This is a genomic window from Streptomyces sp. NPDC005706, assembly GCF_040631045.1.
Taxonomy (GTDB): domain Bacteria; phylum Actinomycetota; class Actinomycetes; order Streptomycetales; family Streptomycetaceae; genus Streptomyces.
Genome location: NZ_JBEXYS010000012.1, coordinates 89731 through 110819, shown reverse-complemented (window position 1 = coordinate 110819; position 21089 = coordinate 89731). Strand labels below are relative to the sequence as shown.

At 71.6% G+C, this 21089-nt stretch carries 22 protein-coding genes and 3 pseudogenes; 17 read left to right on the top strand and 8 right to left on the bottom strand.

Going from position 1 to position 21089, the window contains the following annotated elements; genetic code table 11:
• Positions 1-74: 74 nt before the first annotated feature.
• The 5 genes and pseudogenes from ABZ478_RS20805 to ABZ478_RS20785 all read left to right on the top strand — a co-directional run bounded on the left by ABZ478_RS20805 (position 75) and on the right by ABZ478_RS20785 (position 2817).
• Positions 75-850, top strand: a pseudogene (locus ABZ478_RS20805) (glucose 1-dehydrogenase).
• A gap of 36 nt (positions 851-886) precedes the next feature.
• Complete coding sequence (locus ABZ478_RS20800; protein WP_359551484.1) at positions 887-1216, top strand: carboxymuconolactone decarboxylase family protein; 330 nt, start codon at positions 887-889, stop codon at positions 1214-1216.
• Between the two features lie 42 nt (positions 1217-1258).
• Positions 1259-1675: a cupin domain-containing protein gene (locus tag ABZ478_RS20795; protein WP_359551481.1), complete on the top strand. Its 417-nt coding sequence runs from the start codon at positions 1259-1261 to the stop codon at positions 1673-1675.
• Positions 1676-1786: 111 nt separating this feature from the next.
• A complete protein-coding gene (locus tag ABZ478_RS20790; protein WP_359551478.1) occupies positions 1787-2332 on the top strand; it encodes a hypothetical protein in 546 nt (181 codons plus the stop codon).
• A 96-nt stretch (positions 2333-2428) separates the two neighbouring features.
• Positions 2429-2817: pseudogene (locus ABZ478_RS20785) on the top strand (SRPBCC family protein).
• Between the two features lie 102 nt (positions 2818-2919).
• Here the strand turns inward: ABZ478_RS20785 and ABZ478_RS20780 are convergent.
• Positions 2920-3246, bottom strand: coding sequence for an STAS domain-containing protein (locus ABZ478_RS20780; RefSeq protein WP_359551475.1), 327 nt, complete (start codon positions 3244-3246; stop codon positions 2920-2922).
• Positions 3247-3602: 356 nt separating this feature from the next.
• Here ABZ478_RS20780 and ABZ478_RS20775 point away from each other — a divergent pair, with 356 nt between their 5' ends.
• The gene (locus ABZ478_RS20775) at positions 3603-3881 is read left to right on the top strand and encodes a GlsB/YeaQ/YmgE family stress response membrane protein (protein ID WP_351663322.1); all 279 of its coding nucleotides are present in this window, start codon (positions 3603-3605) and stop codon (positions 3879-3881) included.
• 130 nt (positions 3882-4011) lie between these two features.
• On the opposite strand, the gene ABZ478_RS20770 is transcribed toward ABZ478_RS20775, so the two are convergent.
• A complete protein-coding gene (locus ABZ478_RS20770) occupies positions 4012-4950 on the bottom strand; it encodes a L,D-transpeptidase (protein WP_359551678.1) in 939 nt (312 codons plus the stop codon).
• A gap of 393 nt (positions 4951-5343) precedes the next feature.
• Between ABZ478_RS20770 and ABZ478_RS20765 the strand changes: the two genes are divergently transcribed.
• The 3 genes from ABZ478_RS20765 (at position 5344) to ABZ478_RS20755 (ending at position 7340) form a co-directional block, all read left to right on the top strand.
• Positions 5344-5589 carry a DUF5133 domain-containing protein gene (locus ABZ478_RS20765; protein WP_358933785.1) on the top strand — a complete coding sequence of 82 codons (246 nt, stop codon included), beginning with the start codon at positions 5344-5346 and terminating at the stop codon, positions 5587-5589.
• Positions 5590-5635: 46 nt separating this feature from the next.
• Positions 5636-6028, top strand: a complete 393-nt coding sequence (locus ABZ478_RS20760; RefSeq protein WP_359551473.1) for a DUF393 domain-containing protein — start codon at positions 5636-5638, stop codon at positions 6026-6028.
• Between the two features lie 265 nt (positions 6029-6293).
• Positions 6294-7340: a vWA domain-containing protein gene (locus ABZ478_RS20755; protein ID WP_359551470.1), complete on the top strand. Its 1047-nt coding sequence runs from the start codon at positions 6294-6296 to the stop codon at positions 7338-7340.
• 90 nt (positions 7341-7430) lie between these two features.
• On the opposite strand, the gene ABZ478_RS20750 is transcribed toward ABZ478_RS20755, so the two are convergent.
• Positions 7431-7985: a GNAT family protein gene (locus ABZ478_RS20750; protein WP_359551468.1), complete on the bottom strand. Its 555-nt coding sequence runs from the start codon at positions 7983-7985 to the stop codon at positions 7431-7433.
• A gap of 162 nt (positions 7986-8147) precedes the next feature.
• Between ABZ478_RS20750 and ABZ478_RS20745 the strand changes: the two genes are divergently transcribed.
• Positions 8148-8996, top strand: coding sequence for a maleylpyruvate isomerase family mycothiol-dependent enzyme (locus tag ABZ478_RS20745; RefSeq protein WP_359551466.1), 849 nt, complete (start codon positions 8148-8150; stop codon positions 8994-8996).
• 83 nt (positions 8997-9079) lie between these two features.
• On the opposite strand, the gene ABZ478_RS20740 is transcribed toward ABZ478_RS20745, so the two are convergent.
• The 3 genes from ABZ478_RS20740 to ABZ478_RS20730 all read right to left on the bottom strand — a co-directional run bounded on the left by ABZ478_RS20740 (position 9080) and on the right by ABZ478_RS20730 (position 11167).
• A complete protein-coding gene (locus ABZ478_RS20740; RefSeq protein WP_359551464.1) occupies positions 9080-9463 on the bottom strand; it encodes a VOC family protein in 384 nt (127 codons plus the stop codon).
• 67 nt (positions 9464-9530) lie between these two features.
• Positions 9531-10052 carry a transglycosylase SLT domain-containing protein gene (locus ABZ478_RS20735; protein WP_359551462.1) on the bottom strand — a complete coding sequence of 174 codons (522 nt, stop codon included), beginning with the start codon at positions 10050-10052 and terminating at the stop codon, positions 9531-9533.
• 548 nt (positions 10053-10600) lie between these two features.
• A complete protein-coding gene (locus tag ABZ478_RS20730) occupies positions 10601-11167 on the bottom strand; it encodes a DinB family protein (protein WP_359551460.1) in 567 nt (188 codons plus the stop codon).
• Positions 11168-11428: 261 nt separating this feature from the next.
• Between ABZ478_RS20730 and ABZ478_RS20725 the strand changes: the two are divergent.
• A pseudogene (locus ABZ478_RS20725) lies at positions 11429-11524 on the top strand.
• Positions 11525-11573: 49 nt separating this feature from the next.
• Here the strand turns inward: ABZ478_RS20725 and ABZ478_RS20720 are convergent.
• Positions 11574-12497 carry an NADP-dependent oxidoreductase gene (locus ABZ478_RS20720; RefSeq protein WP_359551676.1) on the bottom strand — a complete coding sequence of 308 codons (924 nt, stop codon included), beginning with the start codon at positions 12495-12497 and terminating at the stop codon, positions 11574-11576.
• A 137-nt stretch (positions 12498-12634) separates the two neighbouring features.
• Here ABZ478_RS20720 and ABZ478_RS20715 point away from each other — a divergent pair, with 137 nt between their 5' ends.
• The 5 genes from ABZ478_RS20715 to ABZ478_RS20695 all read left to right on the top strand — a co-directional run bounded on the left by ABZ478_RS20715 (position 12635) and on the right by ABZ478_RS20695 (position 19487).
• Positions 12635-13669 carry a helix-turn-helix domain-containing protein gene (locus ABZ478_RS20715; protein ID WP_359551674.1) on the top strand — a complete coding sequence of 345 codons (1035 nt, stop codon included), beginning with the start codon at positions 12635-12637 and terminating at the stop codon, positions 13667-13669.
• A 409-nt stretch (positions 13670-14078) separates the two neighbouring features.
• Positions 14079-14915, top strand: coding sequence for a hypothetical protein (locus tag ABZ478_RS20710; protein WP_359551458.1), 837 nt, complete (start codon positions 14079-14081; stop codon positions 14913-14915).
• A 193-nt stretch (positions 14916-15108) separates the two neighbouring features.
• The gene (locus ABZ478_RS20705) at positions 15109-16845 is read left to right on the top strand and encodes a SpoIIE family protein phosphatase (protein WP_359551456.1); all 1737 of its coding nucleotides are present in this window, start codon (positions 15109-15111) and stop codon (positions 16843-16845) included.
• A gap of 202 nt (positions 16846-17047) precedes the next feature.
• Positions 17048-18169 (top strand): aminotransferase class V-fold PLP-dependent enzyme, encoded by a 1122-nt coding sequence (locus ABZ478_RS20700; protein WP_359551454.1) that lies wholly within the window; start codon positions 17048-17050, stop codon positions 18167-18169.
• Positions 18170-18275: 106 nt separating this feature from the next.
• Entirely contained in the window at positions 18276-19487 is a 1212-nt protein-coding gene (locus ABZ478_RS20695; RefSeq protein WP_359551451.1) for a PP2C family protein-serine/threonine phosphatase, read from the top strand.
• 31 nt (positions 19488-19518) lie between these two features.
• Here ABZ478_RS20695 and ABZ478_RS20690 read toward each other — a convergent pair whose 3' ends face one another.
• The gene (locus tag ABZ478_RS20690) at positions 19519-20103 is read right to left on the bottom strand and encodes an XRE family transcriptional regulator (protein WP_359551449.1); all 585 of its coding nucleotides are present in this window, start codon (positions 20101-20103) and stop codon (positions 19519-19521) included.
• A 116-nt stretch (positions 20104-20219) separates the two neighbouring features.
• Between ABZ478_RS20690 and ABZ478_RS20685 the strand changes: the two genes are divergently transcribed.
• On the top strand, positions 20220-21056 hold the full coding sequence (locus tag ABZ478_RS20685) for an EamA family transporter (RefSeq protein WP_359551447.1): 837 nt from the start codon (positions 20220-20222) through the stop codon (positions 21054-21056).
• Positions 21057-21089 lie beyond the last annotated feature (33 nt).

The window sequence follows — 21089 nt, the reverse complement described above, 5'->3', positions numbered from 1 at the left end:
CGCCCGGCCGACGCCGACCGCGGCCACATCCAGCCCGTCTCCTGACCCACCCTCAAGGAGTGGTTCCTCACCGTATGAATCCCAAGAACCCCGGCTACGACTTCACCGGACAGGTCGCCTTCGTCACCGGCGCCGGCTCCGGGATGGGCCTGGCCGCCGCCCGCGCCTTCGCCGCCTCCGGCGCTGCCGTCGCCCTCGCCGACATCGACGAGGCCGCGGTGCACCGGGCGGCGAAGAGCCTGACCGACGCAGGCCACCGGGTCCTCGCTCTGGTCTGCGACGTCACCGACGAGGACCAGGTCGCCGCCGCCGTCGACGCCACGGTGGACACCTTCGGCCGCCTCGACATGGCCTACAACAACGCCGGCATCCAGATCCCGCCCACCGACGCCGCCGACGAGGGCATCGACCAGTTCGAGAAGGTCCACGCCATCAATCTGCGCGGTGTCTGGGCCGCCATGAAGCACGAACTGCGCCACATGCGCGCTCAGGGCAGCGGCGCCATCGTCAACTGCTCCTCCCTCGGCGGCCTCGTCGGCATCCCCGGCCGCGCTTCGTACCACTCGACCAAGCACGGCGTGATCGGCCTGACGACGAGTGCCGCGCTCGAGTACGCCCCACGCGGCATCGCATCAACGCCATCTGCCCCGGCACCATCGACACCCCGATGGTCCGCGACATGATCGCCGAGGGAGAACTCGACCGCGCCGAGGCCGAGGCCGCCCAGCCCCTGGGCCGGCTCGGCACCGCCGACGAGATGGCCCAGGCCGTCCTGTGGCTGTGCAGCGACGGCGCGAGCTTCGTCGTCGGCGTCGCCCTTCCCGTCGACGGCGGCTACACCGCCCGATAGGACGCGTACCACCCACCCGGATCAAGGAGAAGAGCCATGCCCGAGCAGTCCGCGCCCGAAGAGCTCAGGACGATCGCCCCCAAGCTCGTCGAGGTCACCGACGATGTCCTCTTCGGCGACATCTGGGACCGTCCCGGCCTGTCCCCTCGTGACCGGAGCCTGGTCACCGTGACCACACTGGCCGCGCTCTACCGCGGCGAGCAGCTCGACCACCACCTCGGCGTCGCCCTGGACAACGGGCTCAGCGTCGAAGAGCTGTCCGAGGCCATCACCCATCTCGCCTTCTACGCCGGCTGGCCCAACGCCATGACCGCTGTCACCAGACTGAAGAAGATCGCCGACGAACGCGGCACCGCCTCGGCCTGACTCCGCACTGCCCAGCACCCTCACCCGACAAGGACGACGAACATGAAGCACATCACCTCCACCCCGACGGCCAAGGCACCGGCCGAGCGGTTCACCGGCGACGTCTACCTGAACATGATCGAGGCCCCCACCCCACCTGCCCGCCTCGCCTCGGCCCTGGTCCGCTTCACTCCCGGCGCCCGCACCAACTGGCACTCCCACGCCAACGGCCAGACCCTCTACGTCACCGACGGCGTCGGCCTGGTCGGCACCCGCCACGGCAACGTGGTACGCGTCAGCGCCGGCCACACCCTCAAGTGCCCCGCGGGCGAGGAGCACTGGCACGGCGCCACCGACACCACCCTCATGGCGCACATCGCGATGGTCGTCGGCGATGCCGACGGAGACGGCACGACCTGGCTCGAACCCGTCACCGACGAGCAGTACACCGACGCGCTCGACAGCACGAACGGCACCTGAGACAGGAGCATGGCCATCGGGGGCGGGCCGCATCCCACCGGGCCGGGCCGGCAGTGCTCCCACCGGGTGTGTGGACGGGCGACGACGCCTTCGAGGGGTGAAGCTGAGAGCGTGAGCATCAAGAGCGAGCGTCCGGTGAGTGCCGAACAGATCAGTGCGGCGTTGAGCGCTCTGGGAGCCGAACCGACGGCGGATCCAGAAGCGCGGCGCGATGAGCCGCGGGAACCCGATCGCCTGCGACTGCTGGGCCATCTGCTGGCCAAGGCGGAGTGGGAGATCACCGCCGCGACGCGGCTGTCCGAGGAGGGGGAGATCGAGGACGTCCTCGACACGATGCTCGGCTGGGCGGAGCATCTGGGCCATGATCCCGGCGTCGCCGTCAACATCCTGACGAACAGACTGCAGCGCACCGCCATCCAGGTCTCGGAATCCGAGGCGGAGGAGACGCCTCCGGGCCAGGAGGCGTCCTTCGCGGCCGCGATGACGGCCCTGTACACCCTCAGCGCCCAGTTGCACGCCGACCGCGGTGACGTCGAGGGAACCAGGCGGGCCCTGAGCGGGGCGGAGGAAGCGCTCATCGACACGATGCAGGGCATGCACGATCTGCGGGTGGCCATCGGGGACACGGCCGGAGAGGACGAGGACTCGGAGGACTGATACCGGGCGTCACTTCCCGGGTCACCACGTGCCGTCCCGGCACTTACCATGCCACTACCGGGGAGTAACTTCTGTCGCGCAGGAAGAGGTACCGCAGTGGCCCGCATATTCACGGTAAGCGAGAGCATCCTCGTCAGGGTCCCGCCCGAGGTCGCCTACCAGGCCGTGAGCCGCCCCTCCGACATGGGCCGCTGGAGCCCCGAGAACCCGGCCGTCGCTTCGCGTTCCGAGTCCACGCCATCGGCCTCGGACAACCGCGTCTGCGCGGGCCGATCGCCAGTTGGGAGTACCGCTTCGAGCCGATCAGCGAAGGTACGCGCGTCACGGAGACCTGGACCGACGACCGGCGCGCCTGGCCCGCCTTCGCGGCCAACGCCTTCGACCGGGTCGTCACAGCGGGCAGCACCTTCGCGACCTTTCAGGCCCGCAACATCGATGTGACGCTGCGGAACCTCAGGCGGGAGCTGGAAGCGGCCGCGGAGTAGCGCCGCGGCGCCACGCCCAGGCCCGACCGCGGGGTCACCGGCCGGCGCGCTACGACGACCGGACGCCCTCGTCGCCACAACGCGAGGTGGGAGCGGGCGACTTCACCGTGGTGCCGGGCCCGGCACCACGTGGCCTCGGGCGTCGGCGGCGGTGAGTTCCAGGATGCGCCGCGGCTGCTCCTGCAGGCCGGACAGTTCCAGTGTTCCGCCTTCCGCTTCGGTGTGCCGGTGCAGGCCTTGCAGCAGACTCAGGCCGCTGGCGTCCATGAACGACACACCGGCCAGGTCCAGGCAGAGGATGCGGTCGCGGATGCTCACCGTGTCGGTGACCTGCGTGATCCGCGGGCAGGTATCGAAGTCCAGTTCGCCCGCCACGGTGAGCATGACGCGGTTGTGATGACTGCTGACGTGTACGTCGAAGGACGGCATGGTGGAACCACCGTTCGGGATCAAAGCCCATCACGGTCGGCTCCCACTGCGGGAAGTAGGCCGTCAAGCGCGCGGCATGTGCCGCTCACAGCCGAGCGAGACCACCCGCACCTTCCACCGGCCACCGGATCTCATCACCACACGGCGGCGCGGGGTCTCCCACCAGACCAGGCTGGCTCTCCTTGAAGAGTGTCACATCCGCGCCCGCTCCGGGAGACACCCCGGCACACCCGGGCTCCGACCTCGCTCGGCCGCGCACCGTGTGATGCCCCGCAGCAATCCGGGACGTTTGTTCGGGCACATACGGAACACACGATGAACTAACAAGTTCTTTATGAGACGAAGCGGAGACGTACATGGGCATCATCGCGTGGATCATCATCGGGCTGCTCGCCGGCGCCATCGCCAAGGCCCTGATGCCGGGTAAGGACCCCGGCGGCATCATCGTCACCATGCTCATCGGCATCGTCGGCGGTCTGCTCGGCGGCTGGCTCGGCAAGGTCATCTTCGGAGTCGACTCCATCGACGGGTTCTTCGACCTCTCCACCTGGATCGCGGCGATCGTCGGCTCCCTCATCCTGCTCGTTCTGTACCGCCTCGTCACCGGCAACCGGCGCTCGCACCGGCACGCGTGACACCGCACAGCCGGACACAGCGGATCGGCTCCCTCCCATGACGGGAGGGAGCCGATCGCTTTTTGTGTCGCCCCTCGAGGGGATGGCGTGTCGCGGCCGTGGGCGGGAAGTCACCTTCGCCCGCGGCGCGTCACAGGGTCGCTGTCGTCCCCTCGCCGGAGGCGCTGGCCGCGAGCCACTGGTCCCATCCCAGGTTGAAGGCGGCGTACCCGTTGTCGGCCGGGGCCTTGGCACGGGCCGAGCCGGTGATGGTGACCGGGTCGCCCTGCTTGACCTGGCCGTAGAACCACTTGGCGTCCGACATCGACAGGTGGACACAGCCGTGCGAGCCGCGCGCGCTGCCGCTGCCCGGATTGGGGTCGCCGGTCGAGTAGTGCACGTACGTGCCCGACTGGGTGAGGTGGACGTCCCACGGCAGCGTCAGGTCGTAGTAGTTGGCGCTGCCCTTGTCGCAGCTGATGCCGACGCTGCAGGAGGTCATGTGGACCTTCTCCTGCTTGTCGATGACGGCCATGGTGCCGTTCCACGTCGGATACTGAGCGCTGCCCGCGTTGATCGAGAGAGTGCGTACCGGCTTGCCGTTCCTGGTCACCTTCATGGTGTGACCGGTCACCGACACATCCGCGCGTACGTCGTCGCCGACCGTGAACGTGTGCGTGTAGCCGTGTACGCCGTAGCGGCCGTTGCCGTTGCTGACGCCCTGCATGTCGGCGTCGATCTTCACCTTCGTGCCGGACGGCCAGTACGTCTTCGGCCGCCAGTCGGCGCGCTTGTCGCCGAACCAGTGCCAGGCGCCGGCCACCGGCTGCGAGGCACTCACCTTCATGTGCTTCTCCACCGCGGCCCGAGCCTTCTCCGCGACCGGGTTCGTGAAGACCACCGAGATCGGCATGGCCACGCCGACCGTGGCCCCCGTCTGCGGAGTGATCGTCTCCAGCAGCATCGGGGGCCCCTTGGGCTTCGCCGGTGACGGAGAGGCGCTCGCACCGTGCTTGCCGGGCGCCTTCGCGTCGTCCCCGCCGGCCTTGTCACCGCCGGTTCCGCCACAGGCGCTCACGCCCACCAGCATCGCGCCCGCGACGACCGCGATCCCTATGCCGCTCTTGCCCCGTCCCACGACCTGCCCCACTCTCTCGTCATTCGGCCCTGTCAGGCCCAACGCCCTGTCAGACAGTGAGGACGCGGGCCGCAGTTGCGTGTATCGCGTAAAGCGTGTTCCAAAACTCGTGGCACAACGCCCTTGCGGCACCGGGCGGCTCATGGCACGGGACCGCTCGGCCCGGTCGGGGGCGCGTCATCGACAGGGTGTGCCAGGAGTGGTGCATACGGTGATCCTTCGGGGGCACACGAGTCCCCGGGGAAGGATCGGCTTCCTTCCCGTCGTGGCGCCGCCCGTCGGGTGCGCGCGTACGGATGTCACGGGCCCCGGGCGACGGCCCGTCCGTCGAGAGAGGTGGTCGCTGTGCTGTTGCCTGCGGAGAAGGAACTGCGAGCGGTGCTGGCTCGCTTCGCCGACGCGCGCTTCCGCCATGACCTGCAGCCCACCGGCCACTCGAGCCGAGAGCTGGAAGACACTTCCGGCATGCTCTGCCTCCTCACCGGCACCCGGTCGGTGGACGAGGCCCTCACCGCCGCCGACGCTCTTCTGGAACGGTGGCGGGCGGACCGCCGTGCGGGGACGAGGACGACCCAGTCGCTGGCCGCCTGAGCCGCCCGTCCGTCGGACGGGGCCGAAAGCGCGCATCATGGAGGTCATGCGAACGCGACCTGTACTGGTCTACGACGGTGACTGCGGCTTCTGCACGGCCTCCGTGACCCTCGCACGGAGATGGATCGGCCCGCGCTGCGACATCACGGCCCGCCAGTGGGCCGACCTGGAGGCGCTGGGCGTGGCCCAGGAGCGGGCCGAGTACGAGGCCCTGTGGGTCACCCCGGACGGAACGGTGTACGGCGGCGCGCAGGCGGTCGCCAAACTGCTGTCCAGCGCACGCGGCGGCTGGCCCGTCGTGGGGGCGGTACTGCGGCTGGCGCCGGCACGATGGCTCGCCCACGGCGTCTACCGCGCCATCGCCCACAACCGTCATCGACTGCCCGGCAGCACGCCGGCCTGCTCCCTCCCCGCCGGCCGGGGGCCGGGCGGGAGCTGAGCCGGAACACCTCGGCGGCGCGGTCTCCGGTGACGGCCCGGCTGTGCCTGCCGGGCCGCGTGCCGAACCTTCCCAGCAACTCGTTCACCTGCCAAGAGCGGCCTCGGCAAACACGTCAGTGACAGGCAAGTGGCGCCCGCGCGCACCGGAGTTGTGTGGCCGGCGCCGCGCCCCGGCTGCGGTTCGTCCGGTATGAGAGCCGAGTCCGATTGTCAGTGGCGGGTGAGACGGTAGGTGCATCGAGTCGGAAAGAGGGGGAGCTGCCATGTCCGGCAACCAGAACTACATCAACCACGTGGCCCTTGTACTGGATGCCAGTTCGTCCATGTCGCACCTGAGCCGCAAGGTCGTCGAAGTCGCCGATCAGCAGATCGCGTACCTCGCCCGCCGGTCCAGGGAGCTGGACCAGGAAACGCGCGTCACGGTGTACGTCTTCGCGGACAAGGTGGAGTGCGTCATCTACGACAAGGACGTGCTGCGGATGCCGTCGCTCAAGCAGCTGTACCGGGTCGGCGGGATGACGGCGCTGCTGGCGGCCGCGCTGAAGTCACAGCGGGAGCTGGCCCAGACGGCGCAACTGTACGGCGACCACAGCTTCCTGACGTTCGTCCTCACCGACGGGCAGGAGAACGCGAGTCATCGCTGTCCGGACGCCGACGCCGCCTCCAGGGATCCGCGTGAACTGGTCCAGGCCGTGGCCGAGATGATGCGGACACAGCAGGACAACTGGACGCTGGCCGTCCTCGTGCCCGACCAGATGGGCAAGCGAGAGGCCATGCAGTGCGGTTTCCCGAAGGACAACATAGCCATCTGGGACGCGACGAGCACCCAGGGCCTCGAGGAGGCCGGGCAGGTCATCAGGCAGGCCACCGAGAACTTCATGGTGGGCCGCTCGCAGGGCATCCGGGGATCGCGGTCGGTGTTCTCCACGGGCGCCCAGACGGTCAACAAGAAGACGATCAAGGCGGCCGGCCTCACGCCGGTCGAGCCGTCGGAGTACCAGCTGATCCCGGTGGCCCGCCACGCGGGCATCCGGGAGTGGGTCATCGAGTGCGGGCACGACTACCGTACCGGTGGCGCCTTCTACCAGCTGAGCAAGTCGGAGAAGATCCAGGCGCGGAAGCAGATCGCGGTGCTGGAGAAGAAGACGGACCGGGTCTACACCGGGCCCGAGGCCCGCGCCCTGCTCGGCCTGCCTGACGTGGAGATACGCGTCAAGCCGGACCACAACGACGACTACACGATCTTCGTGCAGAGCACCAGCGTGAACCGCAAGCTCGTCCCGAACACACGCCTTCTGCTGATGCTCTGACACTCGATCCGGCTCACCCCTGTACCGGACCGCCTCGACGAGCCTTCGGTGCGCGCCGTCAGTCACGCCCGCGACCCGCACCCCTGATCGTCAGAGCGCGGCCCGGCCCTCGGGGTTCGGCTTCCAGTCCTGGGCGAGGAGTCCGAGCAGCACCTCGTCCAGGAACTCGCCCATCACCCAGGCCGAGGAGCGCAGCACGCCCTCGCGGACGAAGCCGTTGCGCTCGGCGGAGCGCAGCATCGCGGTGTTGTCCGACAGCGTCTCGACCTGCAGCCGGTGCAGCCCGCGCACGATGAATCCGTAGTGGCACAGCACCGCGACCACGTCTCTGCCGTAGCCCTTGCCGCGGGAGGACGGCAGCAGTCCCAGACCGATGTGAGCGGACCGGTTGTGGTTGTCGATGCCCCACAGCGTGGCGGTGCCGACCAGTGTGCCGCCCTCCAGCTCCACCACGGAGAACGGCACGCTTCCCTGTTGCGTGTCGTCCACCACGAGCCGCGGGTCCTTCGAGCCGGGCGTGATCGGCCGCCACGGCCCGCCTTCGGCCCGCGAGGCGTTCACCACGTCGTCGTAGAGCTCGGCCCGCAGGACCGGGATGTCCTCCTCGTGCCGGGCCCTGAGCCCGACCTTGTCGCTCCTGAGCATGCGAGCTTCCTGTCCGCCCGGCCCGGCCGACGGCAAACCATTGACCGCGGTCGTCCCGGTCGGCGGCCGGTCCGCCGGACGACGGGGGCGTGCGGGGACTTGTCGTGCGCCGTCGGGTCTGGTTGGGTTCCACTTCCGCCGGCACGTCGGGCGTGCCGGCGGATGTGGAGTGGAGCGAGCTACGTGCAGAGGACGGAACGGCAGGACGGGTCGTGGACCTTGCCCGAGGGGCTGGGGCAGGCGATCCGGGGCACTGCCGGAGAGATAGCAGCGCTGGTGCGGAGCGCGGGCGATACGGCGCTTGCCGTGCCGGGATCGGAGTGGACCGTCGGTGAGGTCGCCGCGCACCTGGCCGTGGCCAACGAGCTGATGGCCGATCTGGCGGCCGGGCGGGAGCGCCCCTACGGTGACGGAACGCCTCAGAGTCTCGCCGCCGCCAACGCCGAGTCCCTGGCCGTCTTCCCGGAGCGCCGGGCGGAACCGCTCGCGCGGATGATCACGGACCAGTGCGAGAGGTTCCTGGACGCCTTGTCGTGCTCCGTGGCCGACGGCGAGGCACCGGCCACGCCCTTGGGCCTGATGAGCCGGTCCGTTCTCGCGTCGTACCTGCTCACGCACATGCTCGGCCACGGGTACGACCTGGCTCGCGCCGTGGGGCGCCCGCACATGGTCGACCCGGCGCGGGTGAGCCTGTGCATGCCGTTCATGCTCTCGGTGATGCCGCGTGTCGCCGACCCCGAGGCCACGGCCGGGTTCGAGGCCCGCTACCGGATCCGGTTGCGTGGAGGTGAGGCGTTCGGCGTGTCGCTGGCCGATGGTGCCGTACGGGTGACGCGGAACCCGTCGCCGCAGCGTGTGGACTGCACCATTCTGCTCGACCCCGTCGCCTTCCTGCTCATCGCGCTCGGCCGGCTCAGTCCGTGGCGTGCCATCGCCCGGGGACAGGTCCTCGCCTGGGGCCGCCGGCCCTGGCTCGGCCCCCGCTTCCCCACACTGTTCACCGCGCCCTGAACCGCTCCCCTCCCCCGACGGTCCGAGGCAGTAGCGGCCGGCGCCGGGACACCTACGGCACGCACCCGCCAGGACTCACGGGGTCAGAGGGGCTGGATCCGTGTGCGCAGGAGGCAGAATTCGTTGCCTTCCGGGTCGGCCAGGACGTGCCAGCTCTCGGTACCGGTCTGACCGACGTCGGCGGGCTCGGCTCCGAGAGCGAGCAGCCGCTCCAGCTCGGCGTCCTGGTCACGGTCGGTGGCGCTCACGTCGATGTGCAGTGGCAGCTTTTCGGTCCGCGGGTCGTCGCTGGGGCTGACGACGAGGATGGGCTGCGGGCCCCCGAAACCGGTGTCGGGCGGCCCGATCGCGATGCTTCCGTCGTCCTCCCGGCCGAGTTCGACGTAGCCGAGGACCTCGCTCCAGAACGCGGCGAGACGCTCGGGGTCCGCGGCGTCGAGGACCAGCTCACTGATGCGGCATGCCATGCCCGTCAGTGTAGGTGGAGCACCTGGCCGCGGCCGCGGTGTCGACGGCTGGGTCGATCAGCGGTGCTCAGTACGCGGAGTTGACGTTGTCGATGGAACCGTAGCGGTGCGCGGCGTAGTTGGCGGCAGCGGTGATGTTCGCGACCGGGTCGGTGACGCTGTTGGCGGTGCCTTCGACGTGGTAGGCCTTGAAGGTGGGGTCGATCACCTGGAGCAGGCCCTTGGACGGGATCCCGTTCTGGGCGTTGACGTCCCAGTTGTTCTGGGCGTTGGGGTTGCCGCTGGACTCGCGCATGATGTTGCGGTGCAGGCCCTCGTAGCTGCCCGGGATGCCCTTCTCCTTCATGATGGTCAGCGACTGCTTGATCCAGCCGTCGAGGTTCCCGGCGCTGCCGGTGGAACGCTTGGCGTCGGCGTGGCTGTCGCTCGAGGCAGCCGAGACGCTGTGGGCGGTCTTCGGCGCCTCGGCGGCCTGCGCGGAGGCCGGCATCAGCGTGAGGGCCACGGTCGCGGCGCCGGTCGTGGCCATGCCGGTCAGAGCGAGGGTGCGCAGGCGGGCAAGGCGGCGGTTGGCGGTGATCGCGGTCATGTGAAAGGAACTCCTGGGAGACGTCTGAGTGGCGCCGGCCGGGTGCCGGTCACGATGCGGGCTTCGGTGCCAGGGCCCGTACTGCACTACGCAGCGGGCGGGCCCGGCGGTGATCACCCGGTCGCCCCGCGGCTCGCCGGGCAACGACCAACATGTTTAGCGCCCCGTCGAAACCATGCAAGAGTGTGACCTACTACCCAAGGGCGTAGACATTTCACATATCGGACTTCTCGCCGCTCAAGGCCCGCGTTCGCTCCTGACCGCCTCTACGATCCCGCGTAGGACGTGACATGGCTCCTATGGTCCGCATCACCCGTTTTCGCGCGGATCGGGGTTCCTTTCCACGCGGATCGGGGCTCCGTACCCGGCCATGTGAGACCCACGACGACGCCGCCCTCACGCCGGAACGGATCGCGGATCCGGGTGGCGGAAGGCTGCCGCCTGCGGCTCCGCGCCGGGAAGCGCACGGCACCCCTCCCCCACATGCGGGCCGCCGGCGGCCCAGCGTGTCCCGGGGCTCTGACCACGCTCCGCCCGGCGTCACCGGGTCACTGGCCGACTCGTCCGTCGACGCACTCGCGCAGCAGGTCGGCGTGTCCGCAGTGGCGGGCGTACTCGTCGATCCTGTGCACCAGCAGTTCCCGGATGGCGATCCCGTCCTTCCCGACGCGCTCGCCCAGATCCGCGTGCTCGGCCAGCGCGGCATCGGTCGCGGCCTGCTCGCGCTCGAGGTCGGCGTGGGCGGCGTCGACCACGGCCTGTTCGGCGACGGCTCCGAGGAAGTCCGCGTCCCTCGCGCCGTACAGCTTCGGCAGCGGTTCGTCGTCGCCGAGCCAGTTGCGCCAGTCCCGTTCCACCTCGGCGAGGTGGCGGAGCAGGCCGAGCAGCGACATCGTCGACGGCGGGACCGACCTGCGGGCCAGTTGTTCCGCGTCCAGGCCCTCGCACTTCATCCGCAGGGTCATGCGGTAGTTCGTCAAGAAGTCCTGCAGTGTGGCGAGTTCGCCGTCCGGACTGTTGCCGTTGTCGCGGGGGTCGTCGTCCGGGTCGGTCCACATGTCGGGGTAGACGGTCGCCTGGGTCCATCGTGCGGGTTGATCGCTCATGGGTTGCATGGTGCTGACCGAGGGCCCAGGTCCGCCACCAGGTTTCGGATTCGCGCCCAGGGCAGCCACTGGCCGCGTGCGGGCGCCGGTCAGCCGGGGGGGACGGTGCGGGCACGGGCCGGAGGGGCATCGGGACACGGCCGGGTGAGGCGCGCCTGCGGTCCGGGGGCGCGCCCGCGTCCGCGTCAGGGGCGGATCAGCGGCACGTCAGGGGGTCCTGCCAGTCTTCTTCTCGTGAACGGGCCGGGAGGAACAACGGACCGGGAACGAGGAGAGGTGCCCGGAGTGGTTGATCGGGGACCAGCGAGCACGCTCATGGTCGGGCCCCCACGGGGGTCCACGCAGGTTCAAATCCTGCCCTCTCCGCCGCAGGGGCCACCACCCCGGCTCGCCCGGTGCGGGGGTCGGCCGGGGATCAGACGACCGCGAGGACGATCTTGCCCGCGGTCCGGCCCCGCTCGCCGATCTCGTGCGCCTTCGCGGCGTCCGCCAGCGGCAGGACCGTCTCCACCACAGGCTTCAGCGCGCCCCGCTCCACCAGGGCGGCGATCTCGCGCAGACCCAGGTGGTCCGGTTCCACCAGCATCCACACCGCCCGGACCCCGTCCTGGGCCGCGGGTACGTCGTCGGGGCCGGGCAGGGTGATCAGCCGGCCGCCCGGCCGGAGCACCTTCACCGAGCGCTCGGCGGTCTCCCCGCCCAGTCCGTCGAGCACCACGTCGACATCGCCCACGACGTCCTCGAACCGCACCGCGCGGTAGTCGATCACCTCGTCCGCGCCCAGCGCCCGGACCAGGTCGTGCTTGTCCGCGCCGGCGGTGCCGACGACATGCGCGCCGCGGGCCTTGGCGATCTGCACCGCGAAGTGGCCGACGCCGCCGCCCGCCGCGTGCACCAGCACCCGCTCGCCCGGGCGCACGTTCGCCGTGTCCACCAGGGCCTGCCAGGCGGTCAGCGCGGCCAGCGGCAGGGCGGCCGCCTCCACGTGCGTGAGGTTGTCCGGCTTGGGGGCGAAATGCCGGGCCGGTGCCACCACGTGGTCGGCATAGGCTCCCGCCTGGCGCGGGAAGAGCGGCATTCCGAAGACCTCGTCCCCGGGACGCCACATCCCCACGCCCGGGCCGACGGCCTCGACGACGCCGGACACGTCCCAGCCGACGGCGGGAACGGCGCCCCAGTCGATGAGGGCTCCGCCGGCGCGGGTCTTCCAGTCCACCGGGTTCACTCCGGCCGCGTGCACCCGCACCAGGACCTCGTTCAGTCCCGGCTCGGGGCGCTCGACCTCACGCTGGACCAGGTTCTCGGGTCCGCCCCATCGCTCCACAACCACCGCTCGCATGCCGTCCGCCTCGTCTTCCGTCTCGAACACACGTCACCGGGGCTCCCCCGGCGCTACGCGGTCCACGATCCGGGAGACGGGCTCGCCACGGTGTTGGCCGTCCGGCCACTGTGTGACAGGATCTGGCCATGGGTGAAATGCGAGCATCGAGGACGACGGGGACACCGGACCGGGCGGTGGACGCGCCGCCTCGCCGGCACCGGATCGCGGTGCTCGCCCTGCCCGGGGTTCCGCCCTTCGAACTGGGCATCCCCTCCCGTGTGTTCGGCAGCGTGGCGGACGCCGAGGGCCGCCCGATCTACGACGTCACCGTCTGCACGGCCGACGGTGCGCCGGTGCTCAGTGACGCGGGCTTCACCGTGCAGCCCGCGGCCGGGCCCGAGGCCCTGGCCGCCGCGGACACCGTGATCGTCCCGCCCACGCACGCCATGCCCGAGCTGGGCCGCGGCGGCCCGCTGCCTCCGGAGGTGACGGCGGCCATCGCCGGGATCCGGCCCGGCACTCGCCTGGTGTCGATCTGCACCGGCTCCTACGTGCTGGCCGCGGCCGGGCTGCTCGACGGCCGGCCGGCCACCACCCACTGGAACCTGGCGCCGGAGTTCCGCCGCGCCTACCCGAAGGTCAGGGTGGACGAGGACGTGCTGTTCGTCGACGACGGCGACGTGCTGACCTCGGCGGGCGTGGCCGCGGGCGTCGACCTGTGCCTGCACATGATCCGTTGCGACCATGGCGCGGCCCTCGCCAACCGCGCCGCCCGCATGTGCGTCGTTCCGCCGTGGCGGGACGGCGGACAGGCCCAGTACATCGACCGGCCGGTCCCCGAACCCACCCTGGCCAGTACGACCGCCACCCGCGCCTGGGCTCTGGAGCACCTCGACGAGCCGCTGACCCTCCTCCAGCTCGCCGGACACGCCCGGATGAGTCTGCGCACCTTCACCCGGCGGTTCCGCGACGAGGTCGGCATGACCCCGGTGCAATGGCTCACCGCCCAACGACTGGAACTGGCCAAGCAGTTGCTGGAGACCACCGATCTGTCCATCGACCTGGTCGCGCACCGGGCCGGCTTCGGCTCCGCGAACTCCCTGCGCGCCCACATGCGCACCACGTTCGGCGTCTCCCCCGCCGCATACCGGCGCGCCTTCAGCCCCAACGACCTCGCCGGGGCCCTGTGACGCTCAGCCGGTCCCCGCGCGGACCACGGACACGACGAGGTCGCGCCGGCCGCCCGGACACGCACGACGGCCCCCCGGCCCGCCGGGCCTCCCGCGCCGACGACCGCACCGGCCGGCTCCGCGCCTTCGGGGGCCTGGCCCTCCTCCCGTCCGAACCGCCCGGATCCGACGGCGAGTTCCAGCAGCCGTGCGCGCGGATCATGTGCCAGTAGGGCCGCTTCCTCGACGTCCACGCCGGTGTCCGGGATCAGCTCCACCGCGGCCACGCCATCCGCCTGCGCCGAGCCTCACGCACCCCCTCCGCGCCCCTCTGCCTGATGGCCCATCGCCCCGCGGCTCGCGCACCCGCCGGTCCGGTGGGACGGCGTTGCGCACGCCGTCCACGGCCGTCCGCGTCTAACCTCGGCGCGTGGGGCAGCCGGAGCAGCACGCAGAGGGCGCGGGACCGTTCGTCACCAGGCGGACGTGGCACCGTCCCGGCGGCGAGACCGTGGTGTGGGAGTCGCGGGCCGCACGGCGGCGCGGAACCGTCGCCGTCCGGCCGCCCGGTGCCGCACTGAGCCGCCGGGCCCCCGCGGACGCCGTGTCCGTCGGCCGGCTGCGCAGGCTCAACGCCATCGCGGCGACCGCCTTCGTCATCGGCGGAGCCCTCTTCTCGGTGGGCGCGGGCGTCGCCCAGTTCGGCTCCGGTGACGCCCTCGAGTGCGCCTCGGTCTACTTCGCCGGTGGTCTGTTCTTCAACACCGGCGGCTACGTGTCGCTGCTCCAGGTGATCAACGCGCCGGTCCACACCGAGGGCCGGCTGACCACGCGCCGCTGGCGGTGGTGGAGCTACGAGCCGATGCGGGTGGACTGGCTGAGCGCGTTCGTCCTGTTCGCCGGCACGCTCGTGTTCGCCGTCAACCTGATCGACTCCTTCCTGCGGGGCCTGAGCGTTCAGCAGATCAACCGGTTGATCTGGGTGCCCGACGTGATCGGCTGTGTGCTCTTCCTGGTCTCCGGACATCTGGGTTTCACCGAGATCTGCCACCGCGGCCGCCCCTGCGCCCACCCACGCGATCTCGGCTGGTGGATCGTCGCCGTGAACCAGCTCGGCTCGATCCTGTTCATGGTCTCGGCGCTCGCCGCCTTCACCCGCCCGGCCACCGGCGGCCTCGTCAACGCCGGCATCGCCAACTGGGGCACGCTCACCGGCGCCCTGTGCTTCTCGATCGCCGGCCTCCTCCAGCTCCGCGAACGCCCCTGACGGGCCCGGGCCGACCACTCCGTGCGCCGGTCCGCTGCGCGCGGTCACCGGGGGCCGGGGCCAGGGCCGATATCCACGGCTGGTTTTTCATCATCAGCGGCGGACAGGGGGTACAAGAGACACACAGGGGCCTCGCACGCGCGTCCAGGAAACGGCACGTAGGCTCACAACCCGACGAGCTGGAGGCGAGGACATGGGGCGGCCGGAGAGCACGGAAACCCGCCATGAGCGGTTGCGGACGGCCTCTTCCTCCCGGCTGGTCCGCGCGCTGGAGGCCATCGGCGCCGGCGCCTACGCCGTCGACGAACAGGGCCGTATCGTCGCCGTCAACGCCCGCGCCGGGCACCTCCTCGGCCGCAGTGCCCGGGATCTGGTCGGTCAGGACGCCCACGACCTGCTGCACCGCGGGCCACAGGGACAGCGACTGCCCGCCGCACAGTGCAGCATGCGGGAGGCGTTCCACTCCGGGCACCCGGCACACGGCCTCATCGACTACTTCGTCCACGCCGACGGCTCCGTGCTGCCCATCTCCTGGTCGATCACGCCGTACGACATCGGGAGCGAAGCGAGCGGCACCCTCGTGGTGTTCCACATACTCGACCGACCGCACCCGGCCGGCGCGCACCCCGACGACGGGGCAGCCCAGACACTCACCGACCTGGAGCGACTGGCTCTCCTCGCCGAGACCACCACCCAGCTGACCTCCACCCTCGACGTCGACGAGGCGCTGCGCCGGCTGGTGGACCTGGTCCTGCCCCGGCTGGCGGACTGGGCCGTCATCGACCTGATCACCGAGCGTGACGAGGTGCGGCGTGCCGTCGTGGTGCAGGCCGACGGCGGCGCACTGATCCATCACGAGGAGCTGCAGGGGCCGATGCCGCCGGTACCGGAGACGTCCCCCATGCCCCTGTCCCGGGCCCTGCGGGGTGTCGCCTCGACGCTCGCCGGCCCGGAGACCTATCGCGGCGACCCGGACTCCGGCATCGCGGTCGAACAGCGCCATCTGTTCGACGCCACCGGCATCCGCTCTGCCGCCATCGCGCCCATCCGCAGCACCCGGGACGTCCTGGGCGCACTGACGCTGGGCCGCGCCGGGCAGCCGGACGACTTCACCGTCACCGACCTCACGCTGCTGGAGGACATCGCCCGGCGTACCGGCCTCGCCCTGGACAACGCGCGCCTCTACCAGCGGCAGCGCGCGATCGCCGAGACCATGCAGAACCATCTGCTCCCCCAGATGCCTAGCGTGCCCGACCTGCAGATGACGGTGCGCTACCTGCCCGCCCCCGACGCCTCGCAGGTCGGCGGTGACTGGTACGACGCGTTCGCCCTCTCCGACGGTGCCACGGCTCTGGCCATCGGCGATGTCGTGGGCCACGATCTGGAGGCCGCCGCCGGGATGGCCCAGCTGCGCAACATGCTCCGCGCCTACGCCTGGTCCCAGCAGAAGCCGCCCAGCAGGATCGTCGACCGGCTCGACGAGGCGATCATGCCCATCACCGACGTCGCGATGGCGACGCTCATCTTCGCCCGGCTGACCCGGACCGGCGACGGCCACTGGGAGCTGTCCTGGACGAACGCCGGTCACCCCCCGCCCCTGCTCATCACCCACGACGGCCTGACCGAGTACCTCACCGCCGGGCACGGCATTCTGCTCGGCACCGGTACCGGCGCCGGCCGGCCCGACGCCACGATCACGCTGCCTCCGGACAGCACCCTGCTGCTCTACACCGACGGCCTCATCGAAGCACCCGGCCGCACCCTCGACGAGGGCATGAACGCGCTGCGCCAGCACGCCGCCGCCCTGGCCCACCGACCGCTGACCTCCTTCACCGATCAGCTTCTGCAGCGCGTGCGGCCGCCCGGCCTCGACGACGTCGCCCTCCTCGCCCTGCGCACACCGCCGGGCCCCCACCCGGACAACGCGTAGGCGCGGCCCCCGCGGCCCCGGCACGCGGAGGCACACCCCAAGACCGCCCGCTCGGCGCGCGGCGCGTACCGTGCGAGCGGGCGGGGACGCGCGCACGGGCGGGGAAGGACGCCAGGTCACCAGCCGGTTCGCGGTGCCGTCCCGACCGGGGCACCCGTCGCCCGCCACGCCGCTCCCAACGGCCCCGCCGTGAAAGGACCTCGTGCTCACCTCCTACGCCGCCCACTTCGACACCCCTGCCGGGTACCTGGACTTCGCACGGTTCGGCCCGCCCTCGCGCGATGCCGTGGCCGCCACCGCACGCGCGATGGACGAGGCCGCGCAGGCGGACCACACCACCGTGGACGATCTGATGCGCGCGGAGGAGACGGCACGCCGGGCCGCCGCCCGCCTGGCGGGGAGCGACGCCGAGCGCACCGTGCTGCTGCCGAACGCGTCCACCGGTCTGTTCCACGCCGCTCTCGGCGTGCGGGACGGCGTGGTCCTCGTGCCGCGGACCGACTTCCCGGCGAACCACTACCCGTGGCGGCGTACCGCCGAACTGGGCCGGGCCACGCCCCGCTGGCTGGACCCGGAGCCCGGCGAAGGGGTCACCGCCGACCTGGTCCGCGCCGCCCTCACCGACGACGTGGTCGCGGTGTCCGTAAGCGCCGTCGACTTCCGCACCGGTTTCCGTGCCGATCTGGCGGCGCTGCGCGAGGCGATCGGGCCCGGCCGGCTGCTCATCGTGGACGCCATCCAGGCGTTCGGTGTGACCGAGATGGCCTGGGAGGCGGCGGACGTGGTGGTCGCCGGCGGCCAGAAGTGGCTGCGCGCCGGCTGGGCCACGGGCTTCGCGACCCTGTCCGACCGGGCCCTGGACATGCTGGAGCCGGTCCTGACGGGCTGGACGGGCGTGCGGGACGCGGGCGTGTTCGACGGCGCGGAGCATGCGCCCGCCCTCTCCGCGCAGCGATGGTCCATCACGAATCTCAGTCCCGTGACGGCCGCCGCGTTCGCCGCCGCCCTGGACCTCGTCGAGCGGCACACCGTCACCGCGATCGAGGCGGCCATCGCATCGCGGATCACCGAACTCACCGAGGTGATCCACCGCCACCGGGGCCGCGTCCTGTCCCCCGCCGACCCCGCCCGGCGCGCGGGCGTCCTCTCCTTCACCGTGCCGGGCCACGATCCGTCGCACGTCGCGAAGGCGCTGCACGCCGAGGGCATCGCGCTGACCTGCCGGGAGGACTCGCTCCGGCTCTCGCCGCACGCCTCCACCCCGCCGGAGGTGGCCGAGCGGCTCGCCGCCGCGCTCTCCGCGCTGCCGGACCAGCGGTCCTGACACCGGCCGGCCCGGGTGCCGGGGGCACGGGCCGGTGTGCCCTGGGCGCCCAGGCATCGCAGGCCGGGTCACGGGGCACCCGAGTGAAGGAAACGGGGAGGTGCGCGTGGTGGGCGATGACGGCTTGGGCCTGGACGAGGTGTTGCGGGCGGCGGAGGATGCCGCCCCGGGCGAGTCGGTGGACGTGGTGGCCCGGAACCTGGAGAAGCGGTTCTCGGCGGCACAGGTGTCCTTGCTGCTCGTCGACATGCTCGGCCGGGAAGCCGTGCGGCTGCCCAGAGCCGGTACGGCGGCCGAGACGCGCGGCGAGCCGGAGAGGATGGAGCTGGCGGGCAGCGTCTACGACCGGGTGCTGCGCTCCCAGCGGCTGCACCAGGAGGACGACGGCATGGCCGGCTGCCGGTTGGTGGCGCCGGTGACGAACCGCGGCGACTGCGTCGGCGTGCTGGAGACGGTGGTGCCGCAGGCGGACGACACGGTGCGCGACGCGGTGACGCGGGCGGCGCACGCGCTCGCGTACATCGTGGTGACCGACCGGCGCTTCACCGACCTCTATCACTCGGGGCGGCGCACCACCACCATGAGCCTGGCGGCGGAGATCCAGCACCAGCTGCTGCCGTCCGCGCCCTGCTGCGAGGCGGCCCACTTCACCCTGGCGGGCGGTCTGGCTCCGGCCGACGACATCGGTGGCGACACCTACGACTACGCGCTGGACCAGGACGTTCTCCATGTGTCGATCACGGACGCGATGGGTCACGACACGGCCTCGGCGCTGCTGGCCACGCTGACCGTCAATGCCCTGCGCGGGGCGCGCCGCGCAGGCCGCGGCCTCCTGGACCAGGCGTATGCGGCGCACCATGCGATCGCCGCGAACACCCGCGGCATGACCACCGGCCAGTTGCTCCGCGTCGAGCTGGAATCCGGCGCCTGTGAGCTGGTGAACGCGGGCCACCCCTGGCCGCTGCGGCTGCGCGGCGGCCGGGTCGAGGAACTGCGCCTCAAGGTCAACCTGCCGTTCGGGGTGCCCGCTCGGGTCGTCTACGAGGTGCAGCGGTGCCGCCTCGAGCCGGGTGATCGTCTGGTGCTGGTCACCGACGGCATGCAGGACCGCGGGGCCGCCGCGATCGATCTGCCCGCCCTCATCAGGGACACCGCCGACGAACACCCCCGCGAGGTGGTCCGGTGCCTGACCACGGCGGCCATCGACGCGTGCGGGGGGACGCTGGCGGACGACGCCACCACTCTGGTGCTGGACTGGCACGGCAGCCGGTCGGGACTGCGCACCACCAACGGCGGCTCCAACATCGGCACCGGGTGACCGCGCGGCGCGGGCCGCGCGACGGCACGGGTCAGGCCGGGGAGCCGGGGCCGGCCGGGATGTGGACGGTCATGATCAGACGGCAGGTCCCGGTGCCCGAGCCGCGGTAGGTGTGGGCGGTGTCCCCGTCGAAGGTGGCGGTCTGTCCGGCTTCGACGGGGTGCTCGGTGCCGTCGACGATCAGGGTCATCCGGCCGGCGGTGACACTGACGGTCTCCACGACGCCGGCCTGGTGCGGGTGGCTGGGGTACTCCTCGCCCGGCTCCAGGTTCCAGCGCCAGACCTCGACCGGGGCAGGGCCCGCGGTGGTCAGCATCAGCCGGGCCTCGCTGCCCCGCGGGCCGGTCCACAAGGGGGTGAGAGCGCCTTCGGACACGACGCGCACGCGTCCCTCGGTCCGGCCCTCCATCAGGGCGGAGACGGAGACGCCGAGAGTGTCGGCCAGCCGCACGAGGGTGGCGAAGTTCGGGTTGCCCTGTGCCTTCTCCAGGGCGACGAGGGCACCCTTGCTCACCTGGGCGCGCCGGCCGAGTTGGTCGAGCGAGAGTCCCGCGCGGGCGCGGGCCGCCCGGACGTTGTGCGCGAGCGTCCGCAGGGCCGCCTCGGTCTCCGCCATCCGTTCACCATCCTTGCCAGTGGACCACTGGAATGCACCGTCCGGTCGTTTGGTTGACACTAGCCGGTCGGTTCGTTGTACGGTTCAGTCGTTCCATTGATAGTAAGGGATGCACCGTGATCGCTCTGCTGCTTGCCCTGGGCAGCTCCCTCGCCTACGGCTGCGCCGACTTCCTCGGCGGCCTCGGCGCCCGAAAGGCCCACGTCCTGCGCACCGTCATGGTCGCCGCTCCCGCCTCTCTCGCGGTGGAGCTGCTGCTGTGGCCCGTCCTCGGTGCCTCGTTCGGCGCCGGTGCCCTCGCCTGGGGGGCCGCCTCCGGGGTCGCCTCGGCCGCCGCGTTCGCGCTGCTGTACCGGACGCTGGCGATCGGCCCGATGAGCGTGCTGTCGCCGGTGACCGCGCTGGTGTCCGCCGCGTTGCCGGTCACGGTGGGGCTGCTCCAGGGCGAGCACCTGACGCCGGCCGGGCTGGCCGGCCTGCCGCTCGCGCTCGTCGCCGTCGTTCTCGTGAGCGCCGGGCACGGTGCCCGCTCCGCGCGGATCTCCCGGACGGCACTGCTGCCGGCCTTCGGGGCGGGCGCCGCCATCGCGCTCCAGCTGGTCTTCCTGCACCAGGCGCCCGCGGACAGTGGCGTGGCCCCGCTGATCGTGGGCCGGGCGGTGTCCTCGGCCGTCACCCTGGGCGCGGCCGGGATGCTGCGCCGCAGACTGGGCGCGGAGCGGCCCGCGTACGCGATGTCCGCGGCCGCGGGCGTGCTGGACTCGCTGGCGAATCTGCTGTTCCTGCTCGCCGTCCGCGGCGGAGACCTCACCGTCGTCGCCGTGACGACCGCCCTGTACCCGGCCGGCACGGTCCTGCTCGCCCGTGGTGTGCTCGCCGAACGCATCCACCGCGGCCAGCTCGTCGGTCTGGGCACCGCCGCCGTCGCCGTCGGCCTCCTCGCCCTCACCTGATCCGCCGCCCCCTCCCCCTCGCAAGGAGAACCG

Bases quoted from the DNA above. Each gene is read 5' to 3' on its own strand.
- ABZ478_RS20800 (WP_359551484.1), top strand. From the start codon at position 887: ATGCCCGAGCAGTCCGCGCCCGAAGAGCTCAGGACGATCGCCCCCAAG.
- ABZ478_RS20795 (WP_359551481.1), top strand. From the start codon at position 1,259: ATGAAGCACATCACCTCCACCCCGACGGCCAAGGCACCGGCCGAGCGG.
- ABZ478_RS20780 (WP_359551475.1), bottom strand. From the start codon at position 3,246: ATGCCGTCCTTCGACGTACACGTCAGCAGTCATCACAACCGCGTCATG.
- ABZ478_RS20775 (WP_351663322.1), top strand. From the start codon at position 3,603: ATGGGCATCATCGCGTGGATCATCATCGGGCTGCTCGCCGGCGCCATC.
- ABZ478_RS20770 (WP_359551678.1), bottom strand. From the start codon at position 4,950: ATGCTGGTGGGCGTGAGCGCCTGTGGCGGAACCGGCGGTGACAAGGCC.
- ABZ478_RS20760 (WP_359551473.1), top strand. From the start codon at position 5,636: ATGCGAACGCGACCTGTACTGGTCTACGACGGTGACTGCGGCTTCTGC.
- ABZ478_RS20755 (WP_359551470.1), top strand. From the start codon at position 6,294: ATGTCCGGCAACCAGAACTACATCAACCACGTGGCCCTTGTACTGGAT.
- ABZ478_RS20750 (WP_359551468.1), bottom strand. From the start codon at position 7,985: ATGCTCAGGAGCGACAAGGTCGGGCTCAGGGCCCGGCACGAGGAGGAC.
- ABZ478_RS20745 (WP_359551466.1), top strand. From the start codon at position 8,148: ATGTGGAGTGGAGCGAGCTACGTGCAGAGGACGGAACGGCAGGACGGG.
- ABZ478_RS20740 (WP_359551464.1), bottom strand. From the start codon at position 9,463: ATGGCATGCCGCATCAGTGAGCTGGTCCTCGACGCCGCGGACCCCGAG.
- ABZ478_RS20735 (WP_359551462.1), bottom strand. From the start codon at position 10,052: ATGACCGCGATCACCGCCAACCGCCGCCTTGCCCGCCTGCGCACCCTC.
- ABZ478_RS20730 (WP_359551460.1), bottom strand. From the start codon at position 11,167: ATGCAACCCATGAGCGATCAACCCGCACGATGGACCCAGGCGACCGTC.
- ABZ478_RS20720 (WP_359551676.1), bottom strand. From the start codon at position 12,497: ATGCGAGCGGTGGTTGTGGAGCGATGGGGCGGACCCGAGAACCTGGTC.
- ABZ478_RS20715 (WP_359551674.1), top strand. From the start codon at position 12,635: ATGCGAGCATCGAGGACGACGGGGACACCGGACCGGGCGGTGGACGCG.
- ABZ478_RS20705 (WP_359551456.1), top strand. From the start codon at position 15,109: ATGGGGCGGCCGGAGAGCACGGAAACCCGCCATGAGCGGTTGCGGACG.
- ABZ478_RS20690 (WP_359551449.1), bottom strand. From the start codon at position 20,103: ATGGCGGAGACCGAGGCGGCCCTGCGGACGCTCGCGCACAACGTCCGG.